13 protein-coding genes are annotated in these 13512 nt (G+C 45.6%); 9 read left to right on the top strand and 4 right to left on the bottom strand.

Annotation, left to right across the window (positions count from 1 at the left end; all coding sequences use genetic code 11):
- Positions 1 to 94 precede the first annotated feature (94 nt).
- The 5 genes from rpsO (at position 95) to FIV04_RS11860 (ending at position 5906) form a co-directional block, all read left to right on the top strand.
- Positions 95 to 364, top strand: a complete 270-nt coding sequence (gene rpsO, locus FIV04_RS11880; protein WP_032551549.1) for a 30S ribosomal protein S15 — start codon at positions 95 to 97, stop codon at positions 362 to 364.
- A 363-nt stretch (positions 365 to 727) separates the two neighbouring features.
- Positions 728 to 2848: a polyribonucleotide nucleotidyltransferase gene (gene pnp / locus FIV04_RS11875; protein ID WP_152469245.1), complete on the top strand. Its 2121-nt coding sequence runs from the start codon at positions 728 to 730 to the stop codon at positions 2846 to 2848.
- A gap of 122 nt (positions 2849 to 2970) precedes the next feature.
- A complete protein-coding gene (gene nlpI / locus FIV04_RS11870; protein ID WP_152469244.1) occupies positions 2971 to 3891 on the top strand; it encodes a lipoprotein NlpI in 921 nt (306 codons plus the stop codon).
- 143 nt (positions 3892 to 4034) lie between these two features.
- Positions 4035 to 4442 carry a MarR family winged helix-turn-helix transcriptional regulator gene (locus tag FIV04_RS11865; protein WP_152469243.1) on the top strand — a complete coding sequence of 136 codons (408 nt, stop codon included), beginning with the start codon at positions 4035 to 4037 and terminating at the stop codon, positions 4440 to 4442.
- 126 nt (positions 4443 to 4568) lie between these two features.
- Entirely contained in the window at positions 4569 to 5906 is a 1338-nt protein-coding gene (locus tag FIV04_RS11860) for an MATE family efflux transporter (protein ID WP_152469242.1), read from the top strand.
- A 70-nt stretch (positions 5907 to 5976) separates the two neighbouring features.
- Here the strand turns inward: FIV04_RS11860 and FIV04_RS11855 are convergent, their stop codons facing one another.
- The 3 genes from FIV04_RS11855 to FIV04_RS11845 all read right to left on the bottom strand — a co-directional run bounded on the left by FIV04_RS11855 (position 5977) and on the right by FIV04_RS11845 (position 10064).
- Complete coding sequence (locus tag FIV04_RS11855; protein ID WP_172974244.1) at positions 5977 to 6855, bottom strand: U32 family peptidase; 879 nt, start codon at positions 6853 to 6855, stop codon at positions 5977 to 5979.
- A 17-nt stretch (positions 6856 to 6872) separates the two neighbouring features.
- Positions 6873 to 7886: a peptidase U32 family protein gene (locus FIV04_RS11850; protein ID WP_152469240.1), complete on the bottom strand. Its 1014-nt coding sequence runs from the start codon at positions 7884 to 7886 to the stop codon at positions 6873 to 6875.
- A 138-nt stretch (positions 7887 to 8024) separates the two neighbouring features.
- Positions 8025 to 10064, bottom strand: a complete 2040-nt coding sequence (locus FIV04_RS11845; protein WP_032551557.1) for a bifunctional diguanylate cyclase/phosphodiesterase — start codon at positions 10062 to 10064, stop codon at positions 8025 to 8027.
- Positions 10065 to 10324: 260 nt separating this feature from the next.
- Here FIV04_RS11845 and FIV04_RS11840 point away from each other — a divergent pair, with 260 nt between their 5' ends.
- From FIV04_RS11840 to rimI, 4 genes are all read left to right on the top strand, one after another.
- On the top strand, positions 10325 to 10852 hold the full coding sequence (locus FIV04_RS11840) for an SCP2 domain-containing protein (protein ID WP_172974243.1): 528 nt from the start codon (positions 10325 to 10327) through the stop codon (positions 10850 to 10852).
- Positions 10836 to 11339, top strand: coding sequence for a GNAT family N-acetyltransferase (locus FIV04_RS11835; protein WP_152469238.1), 504 nt, complete (start codon positions 10836 to 10838; stop codon positions 11337 to 11339). Before FIV04_RS11840 ends, FIV04_RS11835 begins: the two co-directional genes overlap by 17 nt.
- Positions 11340 to 11485: 146 nt before the next feature.
- The gene (locus FIV04_RS11830) at positions 11486 to 11884 is read left to right on the top strand and encodes a DNA polymerase III subunit psi (protein WP_150869212.1); all 399 of its coding nucleotides are present in this window, start codon (positions 11486 to 11488) and stop codon (positions 11882 to 11884) included.
- The gene (gene rimI / locus FIV04_RS11825) at positions 11877 to 12323 is read left to right on the top strand and encodes a ribosomal protein S18-alanine N-acetyltransferase (protein WP_152469237.1); all 447 of its coding nucleotides are present in this window, start codon (positions 11877 to 11879) and stop codon (positions 12321 to 12323) included. Before FIV04_RS11830 ends, rimI begins: the two co-directional genes overlap by 8 nt.
- Positions 12324 to 12412: 89 nt before the next feature.
- Here rimI and FIV04_RS11820 read toward each other — a convergent pair whose 3' ends face one another.
- Complete coding sequence (locus FIV04_RS11820) at positions 12413 to 13399, bottom strand: PstS family phosphate ABC transporter substrate-binding protein (protein WP_172974242.1); 987 nt, start codon at positions 13397 to 13399, stop codon at positions 12413 to 12415.
- Between the last annotated feature and the right edge of the window lie 113 nt (positions 13400 to 13512).

The following is a 13512-nucleotide window of genomic DNA, read 5'->3' as shown; positions in this document are numbered from 1 at the left end:
CTAGGCAAACTTCCCTATAATCCACGGCTCGCGTAGCGGCTGAATCAGAGATTGGCTGCTACAAATATCAAACTACTCTTATCAGGAGAGAATTATGTCTCTGAATGCAGAAACTAAAGCAGCAATCGTTGCAGAATACGCGCGCTCTGAAGGCGACACAGGTTCACCAGAAGTACAAGTAGCTCTACTTACTGCTTCTATCAACCACCTACAAGGTCACTTCAAAGCTCACAAAGGCGATCACCACAGCCGTCGTGGTCTTCTACGTATGGTTTCTAGCCGTCGTAAGCTTCTAGACTACCTAAAAGGTAAAGATCTTGGTCGTTACCAAGAGCTTATCAAGCGTCTAGGTCTACGTCGCTAATCAAATCTCGAATTTGATGAAAGAGCCTCAGCAATTGCTGAGGCTTTTTTTATGTCTGAAATATCGTCACAACGCAGAGAAAAGTACCCGTTATGTGTGCTGTAAACTCGTTTTTTGGCTCTGAAAATGTCTCTTGTCAGAAAAATAGTTTATACTCTTGCACGCCAGTAATTCTATGAAACTCTGGCACTTCACTTTACTCAACAATGACAGTCACAGATGTCGGCCAATAGGTCGCGACTATTAAAAACAGATGAGCGTAATACGTCGTTCTTTTTCGTCTTTTTTTACTAGTCGCGATTAGTCATTGCGGAGTACCCATTCACTTATTCTAAAGAGCAATCTTTAGATGAAGGAAATACAATGTTTGAAAAACCAGTTGTAAAAACGTTTCAGTACGGTAACCACACCGTAACTCTAGAAACAGGTGTTATTGCACGTCAAGCTACTGCTGCAGTAATGGTAACAATGGACGATACGTCTGTATTCGTATCTGTTGTTGGTAAAAAAGAAGCGGTTGAAGGTCAAGACTTCTTCCCACTAACAGTTAACTACCAAGAGCGTACATACGCTGCAGGTAAGATCCCTGGTGGCTTCTTCAAGCGTGAAGGTCGTCCATCTGAAGGTGAAACGCTAACGGCTCGTCTAATCGACCGTCCAATCCGTCCACTTTTCCCAGATGCATTCAAAAACGAAGTACAAGTTATCGCAACGGTAGTATCTGTTAACCCAGATGTTCAACCTGATATCGTAACTATGATCGGTACTTCTGCAGCGCTAGCTATCTCTGGTATTCCGTTCAACGGTCCTATCGGTGCTGCACGTGTTGGTCACATCGACGGTCAACTAGTACTTAACCCAAGCAACACAGAACTAGAAGCTTCTAAGCTAGACCTAGTTGTTGCGGGTACTGAATCTGCAGTACTAATGGTTGAGTCAGAAGCTGACAACCTAACTGAAGAAGAAATGCTATCAGCGGTTGTTTACGGCCACGACCAACAACAAACAGTGATCAACGCAATCAACGAGTTTGCTGCTGAAGTTGCGACTCCTGCTTGGGATTGGGTTGCTCCAGAAGAGAACACAGCACTTGTAAATAAGATCGCCGAGCTAGCTGAAGCGAAACTTGTTGAAGCTTACCAAATCACTGAGAAGATGGCTCGTTACGACCGCATCCACGAGATCGCTGGTGAAGTAAACGAAGTACTACTTGCTGAAGACCCTGAAGCGAACACAAAAGAAATCCACACTATCTTCCACGATCTAGAGAAGACAGTTGTACGTCGCAGCATCATCGCTGGTAACCCACGTATCGACGGCCGTGAAAAAGACATGGTTCGTGCGCTAGACGTACGTACTGGTGTTCTTCCTCGTACACACGGTTCATCACTATTTACACGTGGCGAAACTCAGGCTCTAGTAACTGCGACTCTAGGTACGCAGCGTGATGCTCAAATCATCGACGAGCTAACTGGTGAGCGTAAAGATCACTTCCTACTACACTACAACTTCCCTCCATACTGTGTTGGTGAAACTGGTTTTGTAGGTTCTCCTAAGCGTCGTGAAATCGGTCACGGTAAACTGGCTAAACGCGGTATCGCAGCAGTAATGCCTTCTGTTGATGAATTCCCATACACAGTACGTGTTGTATCGGAAATCACTGAATCTAACGGTTCTTCTTCAATGGCTTCTGTATGTGGTACTTCTCTTGCTCTTATGGATGCAGGTGTGCCAATCAAGTCTTCTGTTGCGGGTATCGCAATGGGTCTTGTTAAAGAAGGCGACGACTTCGTTGTTCTTTCTGACATCCTTGGTGACGAAGACCACCTAGGCGACATGGACTTTAAAGTAGCGGGTACTAACACTGGTATCACTGCACTTCAAATGGACATCAAGATCGAAGGTATCACTAAAGAGATCATGCAAATTGCTCTTAACCAAGCGCAAGGTGCACGTAAGCACATCCTATCTGTAATGGATGAAGCTATCTCTGGTGCTCGTGAAGATATCTCTGAGTTCGCTCCGCGTATTCATACAATGAAGATCAGCGCAGAGAAGATCAAAGACGTTATCGGTAAAGGTGGTGCAGTTATCCGTGCTCTAACTGAAGAGACAGGTACAACTATCGAAATCGATGACGACGGTACAATCAAGATTGCTGCAACTGAAGGTACAGCTGCGAAAGAAGCAATCCGTCGTATCGAAGAGATCACAGCAGAAGTTGAAGTTGGCCGTATCTACCAAGGTAAGGTTGCGCGTCTTGCAGACTTCGGTGCATTCGTTACTATCCTTCCAGGTAAAGATGGTCTAGTACACATCTCTCAAATCGCTGACAAGCGCGTTGAGAAAGTGTCTGACTACCTAACTGAAGGTCAAGAAGTTCCTGTTAAGGTTCTTGAAATCGACCGTCAAGGCCGTGTACGTCTAAGCATGAAAGAAGCAGTTGAAACGCCAGCTGAAGGCGAAGCACCTGCTGCTGAGTAATTCTCAGTAAAATGATGGAACTATCGCTTTTTAGTGATTTCTAACCCATCATTAACAAAGCATGTTATAAAGGGAGCATATCGCTCCCTTTTTTATTGCGGTCATAACAGGAGTAAGTATTTGTGAAATGGTTTCAAACCGCGAGTCTGTCTCTGCTGCTTGTTTTAACAGGTTGTGCATCGACAATGGACAGTTCAGCTCAGCGTTGGGTCTACCCACCTATGGCTGTGCCACTGCAGCCGAGTGTGCAACAAGAAGTTCAGATAGCTCGTTTATCTCAATTGTTACAAAGACCTGACCTTGGTGATGACGTTCGAGCTAAGATGCTATTTGAACGCGGCAACTATTACGACAGCGTCGGCTTGCGTGATCTCGCTCGACTCGATTTTAATCAGTCTTTATCTTTGAATCCGGCACAACCTGACATCTTTAATCTATTGGGTGTTTACTTTACCCAAGTGGGTGAGTTTGATGCTGCTTATGAATCTTTCGACTCAACATTAGAGCTTGATCCAAGCAACTCATACGCAGAACGTAACCGCGCTATTGCCCTTTACTATGGCGAGCGTTACGAGCTGTCAAATGAAGAGATGCTTAAGCACTATAATGATGATCCAAGTGACCCATTCCGTGCTCTATGGCTTTACATCATTCAGAGTGAACTTACGCCAGAGCAAGCACTAAAAGATTTGCAATCACGCTACCAAGAGCGTGATGAGCAATGGGGCTGGGTGCTGGTTGCGATTATGCTCGATGAAATTTCAGAAGAGCAGGCATTCAAAGCGATCTTGAGTGGCACTCGTGATAACACACTGTTGGCTCAGCGTTTAACCGAGACCTACTTCTACTTAGGTAAGCGTTATCATTTGCGTGGTGACTATGCGAACGCGATCTCTCTTTACAAGCTAGCTGTGTCATTTAATGTTTATGAGTACGTAGAGCATCGTTACTCTTTCCTTGAGCTTGGTCGTATCTTCATGGACCTTAAGGAAGAGCGCCTTGCGCAGGCTAAGCTAGAACAAGCAAAAGCTGAAGAAAAGTAAATTAGTCCTATTCAAAATAGCTTTCAATAAAGCCGCTCTGATGAGCGGCTTTTTTATGTGGCACACTTTTTCTGATTGCAATTTAATCAACCTGGATTAAAATAGTTAGCATTGCTAATTAAATGTGGGTTATTCGAAGAACTGTGTTGAATGAGAACCTAGAAAAGATCGAGCGATTTGCGTCGAAAATATGGCGAACGCAATCGAAAGAGGATCCAATTGGTCAGCTTAGCTTTAATGAGTATGACTACCTCAAGGTCATTGAGGCGGCTAAAGAGCCCATTCGATTAACGGACCTTGCAGAAGAAATGCAAGTGACTAAACCCTCTGCGACCACTATGGTACAGCGCTTAGAGCGAAAAGGGTTAGTAGAGCGACGCCCGAGCCCTGAAGATGCACGTTCGAAGCTAGTTGTACTCACAGCAAAAGCTGAAACGGGCTTAGAGGAAGAGAGTAAGATCTATCAGGTTATGGCAAACACATTAGAGAGCCAGTTAAGCGAGCAAGAAATAGATCAGCTGAACTTATTGTTGAATAAGGCTCTCAAGTAAAAATTTGATTATTTAGTTAGCCTAGTTAACTAAGTGGTCGGCAGGATGAGCGCAGGTTTCAAGGACAACAGAAACGTCATCACTCACTGGTTATAGTGAGATAACAGTAGAAAGTAAGAGTAGAAGATGAGTCAGTCAATCAGTCGTCAATTTTGGCGCTATACAATCCCAACCGTGGCTGCAATGTTGGTCAATGGTTTATACCAAGTGGTTGATGGTATTTTCATTGGTCGTTTTGTTGGTGCCGATGGCCTTGCCGGTATCAACGTGGCTTGGCCGGTGATCGGTTCAATTCTCGGTCTAGGCATGCTTGTTGGTGTGGGTACGGGAGCTTTAGTATCGATTCGCCAAGGGGAAAAAGATACCCAAGGGGCTAAACAGATCCTCGCTACTGGTCTCACTCTATTATTGGCGTTGACGCCGTTAGTCGCTGGCGTTCTTTTCTTCTTTGCAGACGATTTTTTGCGTTGGCAGGGGGCGGAAGGGCGCGTATTTGATCTTGGCTTACAGTACCTACAGATTCTGATTGTGGGCAGTGTCTTTACCTTGGGTTCGATCGCGATGCCGTTCTTACTGCGCAATGACGACAGTCCAAATTTAGCCACTATTTTGATGGTGGTTGGTGCGGTGATTAACATTGTGCTCGACTATCTATTCATTGCATGGCTGAACTGGGAACTGACAGGTGCCGCTTTAGCTACCGCAATCGCACAGCTAGTGGTAACAGGTCTAGGTTTAGCTTACTTCTTCTCACGCAGAGCGAACTTGCGTCTGCGTTGGAGTGAGCTGAGACTTAAGCTTGATGTGATTCCACAGATCTTCGCTATCGGTACGTCGAGCTTCTTTATGTACGCTTATGGCTCGATGATGGTGGCGCTACATAATGCGTTGTTTGCACAATATGGTAACCAACTGATGATTGGTGCGTATGCGATTCTCGGCTACATTGTGACGGTTTACTACCTCACAGCAGAGGGGATCGCCAATGGCATGCAACCTCTAGTGAGTTATAACCATGGTGCTAAGCGTCACGACAATATTCGCCAGCTGCTTAAGATTGCGATGGTGAGTTCAGTCTCTGTGGGTATGGTCTTTATTGTTCTGTTGAACATCTTCCCGAGAGAGTTTGTATCGGTGTTTAACTCAGAAGATCCACAACTAGTCGAGTACACAGTTTTGGGGATTAGGCTGCATATGTTCGCTCTGGCGCTTGATGGCTTTTTGGTCGTCGCTGGTGCTTACTATCAAGCTGTAAACAAAGGCAGCAAAGCAATGTTTGTAACGGTAGGCAATATGCTGATTCAACTGCCGTTCTTGTACATCATGCCGAAGCTGTTCGGTGTACCGGGGATCTGGATTGCTTACCCACTGTCGAACATTGCGCTGAGTGTGGTGGTGATTCTGATGTTGGTGAAAGATGTAAAGAAGCTCAATGCACAGCCGCTGCAGACAGCAACAGCGTAATGAATTAAGAGTCAATTGATAAAGAAAAGGTCTAGCGACTGCTAGACCTTTTTTGTATTTGGAGCTTAGCTTAGATGTTTTTTACTTCCAAGCCAGCTAACTGATGCCAGTAGCCGTTGCATTGGCGGTCAGCAATTTGAATTGGGTTCTCACCCTTTTCATTAGCTCTAAAGTTATTGAGCTCAGAGAAAGTATCAATGCCTAATGGGCTTAAACGAATCACATCAACCAAGTCATGCATATTTGGCAGATCATTGATCAGGTTGTAGCAGTAGCCTGATTGGGTTTGAATACCGTTTAGGTTGAAGACTGATTGTCCTTCTTGGCTCTCTACTTGAAGACCGGTTGGGTACTTAATACAGCAGGTCTCGCAATCGTCCTTCGCTTTGTTCTCTGCGCGAGCTGTAAAGCAACGTGCAGAATAAGCCAAAGGCAGGTAGCCGTGGCTGAAGACTTCCACTTCAAACTTATTACGAATGTTGAGCTCTTCACACTGAGTCATCACGTTTGATAACCACTCACGAGATAACTCAACAGGCATACACCAGCGAGTCATGCCTTGCTTTAGAAATAGGTTCAGCGTGTGCGCGTTGTAGGTGTTGACCGCTGGGCCAACTACGAATGGAACCTTACTTTCACTCGCAAGCTGAATGGCCGATACATCATTTGCTTCAATCGCAAAGTCGCCATTGTCGACGTACTTTTTCATGATGTTTACTTCGCTTGGTGCTTCCAAAAGCGCCATAGTCGATAGTACGACTTGCTTGCCTGAAGCTGAAAGTTCTTTGGCGATATCCAACCAGTGCTTTGCTTTCATCTCGCGGCGTTTCGAACAGACCGCTTCACCAAGGTAGATGATGTCAGCAGAGCTCGTCTTAGCTTGCTCGTAGAAGCTCTCTACGTCTTGTTTTGGCCAAAAATAGAGTAGTGGGCCTAATGCGTATTTCATTGTGTTCTCCATCAATCCTATTGCCATTTACGGTGGTAAGCGCCAAGCGTGGTTTGTGTACCTTCAGACACGTTCGCGAGAGCCGCATTCCAAGCGGCTTCAACTTGGTAAGCCTCTGGGTTTGCTTGGTAACGATCAATGGCAGCTCGCCAAGTGCGAGTCACTTGTTCTACGTAAGCTGGGCTACGTTGACGGCCTTCGATTTTGACTGACGCTACGTTGGCGGCAAACAGCTCTGGCAGCATCGATAAGGTGTTTAGACTTGTTGGTTCTTCCAGTGCGTGATAACGCTTACGTTCGCCTTCGATTTCAGCTTCGAAGCGGCCCTTACAAAGGGTAGGGTAGCCAGCGTTTTCACCCTGTGCGTACTTGTCGATCAAGATTTCATTGAGGCGAGATTCAAGCCCGGTTTCAGTCTCTTGCCAGCGTACGTATTTCGCTGGAGAACAGGCGCCTACTGTATTTGGAGATTCACCGGTCATGTAAGATGAGAGGTAACAGCGACCCTCTGCCATAATACACAGACTACCGAAGGCAAATACCTCAAGGTCTACATCTGAAGAGATATTGCGAGACAGCTGTTTTACTTGGTGAATAGAGAGTACGCGTGGCAGTACCACACGCTTCACGTTGAAGTTTTTGTGGTAGAAGTCAATGGCTGCAGCGTTGGTCGCTGAAGCTTGTACTGATAGGTGTAGCTCCATATGCGGGTACTTATTCGCCGCATATTCAAGAACGGCAATATCCGCCACGATCAGCGCATCCACACCTAATGCCGCAGCTTGGTCAACAGCATTGGTCCAACGTTCAAAACCATTAGGGTGAGCGAATGTGTTGAGTGCGATATGAATTTTTTTCTTGCGGTCGTGGACGTATTCAACGGCACGATCTAGCTTCTTGCCAGAGAAGTTCAGTCCAGCAAAGTGGCGTGCATTAGTGTCGTCTTTGAATCCGATGTAGACAGCATCCGCACCACAGTCAATGGCTGTTTTCAAAGCAGGTAAGTTTCCTGCTGGGCATAAGAGTTCCATTTGCTCACTACCAGTAGATAAATTTGAAGCGAGCATTTTATGAAGAAATGTGAACGTCAGAATTGATGTAAGGCAGGTTTAGTCGGATAAATCCGCTTTTACTCCGTTTGAGGTAGAGCAAAACCTAAAAATGGTGGGCTAGTTTTTATGGCGACGGTTCTGGGCAAAGAGCTCCTCAACTTCCTGTTTTGGTTGAGGTCGGTAGAAGTGGAAGCCCTGAATTGAGCTACAGTTGAGGTTCGATAGCAGTGTCGCTTGCTCGCTAGTTTCAACACCTTCAGCAACCACCGTCAGGTTAAGAGATTTACCTAGGTTGATGATGTTCTCAATCACCGTGACTTGCTTTGGCAGGGTATCAATGTCGGTGATGAAGGCGCGGTCTATCTTCAACTCGTCAATTGGGAAACGAGCCAAGTAAGAAAGCGATGAGTAACCGGTGCCGAAGTCATCAATCGAGAGGGCAAAGCCAAGCTTCTTAATGGCGTTCAGCATCTGAAGCGTGTGTTCGCTGTCACTCATCACCGCACTTTCGGTTAACTCGAAGGTGATAGCGCTTGGGTCTAGCTCTGTAGTTCGCAGTAGCTTTTCCATGTAGTCGATCAGTTTAGGGTTACCAAATTGCTCAGGGGAAAGGTTGATCGCTACGCGCCCAGGAAGGATTCCTTGAATCTTCCAACGCTTAACCGTTGCAAACACCTCACGCATCACCACTCGGCCTAGCTGTTCAATCAAACCCGCGCGTTCAGCAACTGGGATAAAGGCAGCTGGGCTAATGTAACCTTCGACTGGGTGCTTCCAGCGTACCAAGGCTTCAGCACCATTGATGGTGAAGTCACGGGCGTTGACCTTAGGTTGATACCAAACCTCTAAACCATTTTGCTGCAGTGCTTTCTGAAGTTCGATTTCAAGCCAAAGACGCATACGAGCCTCTTTGTTCATCTGCTCATTGAATTTAATTAAGCGGTTACGGCCTCGGTCTTTGGCTTCATACATCGCAGTATCGGCATTTTGCAGCAAGATACGCGCATCGGTACCATCTTGAGGAAAGCTGACACTACCAATGGAGCAAGCCAAGCGTTTGCTAAAATGGTGAAGATCGAACGGCTGATTGATCAGAGCAATGATCTTTTCAGCTAGGGCTTCAACGGTTTTTTTGTGTTCTGGCTCTGGCAGGATGATACCAAATTCATCGCCACCCAAATGACCTACTACCGCGCGTCTTGGTAATAGACGCTTAAGGCGAGATGCGACCTCTTTAATCACCTTGTCACCGATGTGATGACCCAATGAGTCATTGATATTTTTGAAGTTATCAATATCTAGGTACAACATAACCGCTGGCGTCTCATTATGAATAAACTGTTCTAAACGTTTGGTGAACCCAACACGGTTATACAGCTTAGTCAGGTCGTCAATGTAGGCATCTTCATTAACGTTGGTGGTGAGGGTTTTGGGTGCTTCTTGCGCGTCTTGAATCAGGACTAATTGGGTAGTGCTTCCCAACAGGGCAGTTGAATCAATATGCAACTGAACCTTACGCTCAAATCCGCAGCGCGCGCCAGTTAAGCAAACCAAACCAGACTCAGAAACAATAGAGCTGAGCTTATTGCTGAAGACTGTTTTGGTTTGCTCATCAATGAATAGGCGTCCTAGCTCTTCGCCAAGTAACTCTGATGGAGAGTTAAAGCCAAGCAAACGAGCTGCAGCTGGGTTAGAAGAGAGAATGAAATCATCTTCAACGAGAAGAAGTCCGTCCGGTAGTAAGTGAGTCAGCTTATGGAATTTGGCTTCAGACTCCTCCAGTGAGCGGACAAGAACTTGATTTTCAGAGGTGTCAAAGGCGTGAAAGACAATGTAGTCGGTGTCTTTTCCGTTAGACAGTGGTGCTAGGCTAAAATGAAGGCTGGTATCGAGGTCGGTTTCGTTGAGCGTAATTTCCGCCTCAATGGATTCACCCTTGAAGGCGCGCTCGTAGTATGGCTTCAGGTGTTGGTAGAACTGTTCACCAAGGGTTTGGCGGTCGTTCATTCCTGTTAACTCTGATTGGTTTAACCCCGCAATATCACAGTAGCGCTCATTAACCATAAAATAGTTATGCTGAGCATCGAGAACAGCAAAAAAGAAAGGACTATTTGCTGTGAGCTGTGAAAACCAATGTTGTAGTTGCTGGGGAGGCATCAAAGTACTACCAATTCTCCAAAAGCTTGAGTATTCATTATAGGTGAATGTTTATTACTAAATGATGTAATTTTAGCTATTTACCTAGCATAGCAGCAATTCTGCGACTGTTCTTATTACCAGAGTTACTATAACTATGATTTTGAGGATATTAAAGTACAAGCATCAAACCGAAATTAATTTGATACATAACAGGATTTGAGCCTTTAACATCACTTAAGATGAGTGCCATATTATTGATAAAGTTACGGATAAGTCACGTGATAAACAAGATTCGCACTCAACTAGTTCAAAACGCCGCATCAATTTTGCGATCTCCAGTCCAGTTATTGCCAAAAACAGTACAAAAAAGAGCCTTGTTAGAAGCACTTAAGAATGTTTTCAAGGAAGCGCTAGAAGATGGCGACTTTGAGTTTCTTGAAGACAAGTGGTTAAAAGTGTCGATTAAAGATATGGGCTTGAGTTGGTGCATCAGCTATCAAGATGAGCAGCTGGTTGTTGCAGATAAAGAAGTGACAGAAGACGTGAGCTTTAGTGGCAACCTGAACGATCTTGTTTTGATCGCTGGACGCAAAGAAGACCCAGATACTTTGTTCTTTCAACGCCGCCTCTCTATTGAAGGGGATACCGAGCTTGGTCTAGAGGTGAAGAACCTGATGGACAGTGTAGATTTAGACCTACTTCCGGCTCCGATGAAAATGTTATTGAATCAATTAGCTGATTTTGTGCAGAAGGGGGTACAATCGCCTCAGACACAAAATGAGGTAATGAATGCTTATTCGAACTGAGGCACCTGCAGACATACTTGCAATTGACCGCTTGCTGAAATCTGTTTTTGAAACCGACGCAGAAGCGAACCTAGTGATGAGCCTGCGTGAAAACAGTCATCTGACGCTGTCTTTGGTGGCGTGCTCTGATGAAGGTGAAGTGGTTGGCCACGTGATGTTTAGTCCACTGACACTACAAGGCGAAGATCATAATTGGCAGGGTTTAGCGCCATTAGCTGTGCGTGAGGACTTTCGTAGTCAAGGCATTGCTCGATCTTTGATGGAAGAGGCCTTTTCGTCACTGCGCGATTTTGGTTATCCAGCCTGTGTGGTTCTGGGCGATCCAAGCTTTTACAGTAAAGTCGGTTTTAAGGCTGCGAGTGAGTTTGGTTTTCAGTGCCGTTGGGATGTTCCTGAAGGGGCATTTCAAGCGATTGAGCTGGTGGAAGGCGCATTCTCTGGACACAGTGGTACTATTGAGTACAGCCCTGAGTTTAATGAGCTCTAGGCGAGCGCAACCCTCATCGACTTCGCCAGCACATAAGATGCGGATAGAAGAAACGTGACCAATAGAGATAAAGGAGCTTGATGCTCCTTTATTTTTTGTTAGTATCAGCTCGATTCAACCTTAGGCTCAGTCATATAGGCACAGACATGTCACAGATTCATGCGCAGTATTTACAGGAAATGGGAATTACTCAATGGGAACTGAGCCACCCTGAACGTCTGGCTGGTTATCAGACCGAGCTCGTTAAACTGCCTGAAACATGTCAGTTGCTATTAGTCTCACCAGAAAAGCCTCAAGGCGCGCTAGCTGAGATGTTTGAGCGAGTGCTAAAAAGCATCAAACTGGAACTGTCACAAGCGCAATATGTCCATCCAAGTGAGCTGAGCCATTTTGATTTAAGCTCACCGCAATGGGTATGGTTCGCAGGGTGTGAATCCGATACTGATATAGCGGCTAAAACGCTGCAATCCCCTTTACTATCTCAGATTGATGGTAACAATCAGCAACGCCGCGCTCTGTGGCAGCAAATTTGTTCTTATGAATAGTCAATTTATCTCCATGTCAGAGTCGCACCTTGATGCAATCTGGCAGATTGAGCAACAAGCTCATACGCACCCTTGGTCACAAAACATGATTCGCGATCTCGATAGCCGAGGTGGTTGCCATCATGTGATGCTAGTCGATGACGAGGTGGTTGGTTACTTCTATGCGCAAAACATTGTTGGTGAAGTAACACTTCTCAATATCGCTGTTGCCCCTCATCATCAAGGCAAGGGATATGGCAAGGCGTTGATTGAGCATTTTCTACGTGTGTGCGAACAGGCAAAAGCAGAAAGTGCATGGCTTGAAGTCCGTGAAAGTAATATCAACGCGTTTGGTCTGTATGAGTGGGTTGGCTTCAACGAGGTGGACCGTCGCCGTAACTATTACCCAACGGCCACTGGTAAAGAAGATGCAATTATCATGAGTTACATCTTCTTTTAACCTGTCACTCGCTCACATCGATATTGGCAAAGCTCAACTTAGGTTGGGCTTTTTTATTACCCTCAGCCCTTTGAGAACAGGGCTACTGTTTAGTTACGTTCCATAAAGCGTTCGAAGTTAGTGCTTAGCTCTTTACTGTTAAATACCGAACCCATGGTCTGCGTTTCAAAGATTGATTGGGCAGCGCTCTGCATTTTCGGGGACAGTGGAATATAGCCAGCAGTACTCACGACATACGATAGATGCTTTTGATTTAAGTAGTGCTCGATGAACTGATTGACGGAATAACGATTGACGGCTGCTTTGTTAACGTAGATAAACAGCGGTCGAGAAAGCGAGCTGTATTTGCCACTGGTGACACTATTGATACTTGGAGCGATGGCTTGCTGCTTGTCATTGGAAATTGAAACAGCCTTGAGTTGGGTTTGATTGTTTTGGTAATAAGCAAAGCCTAAAAATGCCAACGCATTTGGGTCGCTAGCGACCTTTGAGGCCAATAGATAATCGTCTTCATTGGCGATGTGGTCACCGCGCAGCTCGTCGCCATTAAGAACAACGTTGGTAAAGTAGTCGTAAGTTCCAGAGTCGCTCCCTGGAGCATAGAGCTTGATCGGCTCTGCGGGGAAGCTTGGATTGAGCTGATGCCAATGCGTAATGGTTTTTTCAGAAGAGGGGTGCCATAAGGTTGCCAGATTCTCAAGGGATAGGTGTTGTAACCACTCGTTGTCTTTACTGACCACGAGTGTGATCGCATCGAGCGCAATGGGCAGTTCTAAAAACTCAATGCCGTTTTCTCGACACAGGGCTTTTTCTTGCGTTTTGATAGGGCGGGAAGCGTTAGAGATATCCGTCTTACCACGGCAAAATTTGCGAAACCCGCCACCAGTTCCTGTGACACCAACCACTATCTGTGCGACATCTTTCTGCTGCGTCATAAATTGCTGAGCAAATTGACGAGTGATCGGATAAACCGTACTTGAGCCTTCGATCTTGATCAGATCTTTTGCCATGCCCATCGTTGGCCATAGAGACAAACAGATAACAGTGGTGATTGCTTTGTGTAAGAACCTTTCCATCATAGTGTACGTTACGCTTCTATCGGCCAGCATTGTCAGATTTAATCAAGCCACCGAAATATACGGTGTTGAACTTGGTTATACAATGCGCACTCATCAATATTCATCAAAAC

Origin of the sequence: Vibrio sp. THAF190c (assembly GCF_009363355.1) — a bacterium.
GTDB lineage: Bacteria > Pseudomonadota > Gammaproteobacteria > Enterobacterales > Vibrionaceae > Vibrio > Vibrio fortis_A.
Note: the sequence above shows the minus strand (reverse complement) of the source record. Positions and strands in the feature narration are given on the sequence as shown.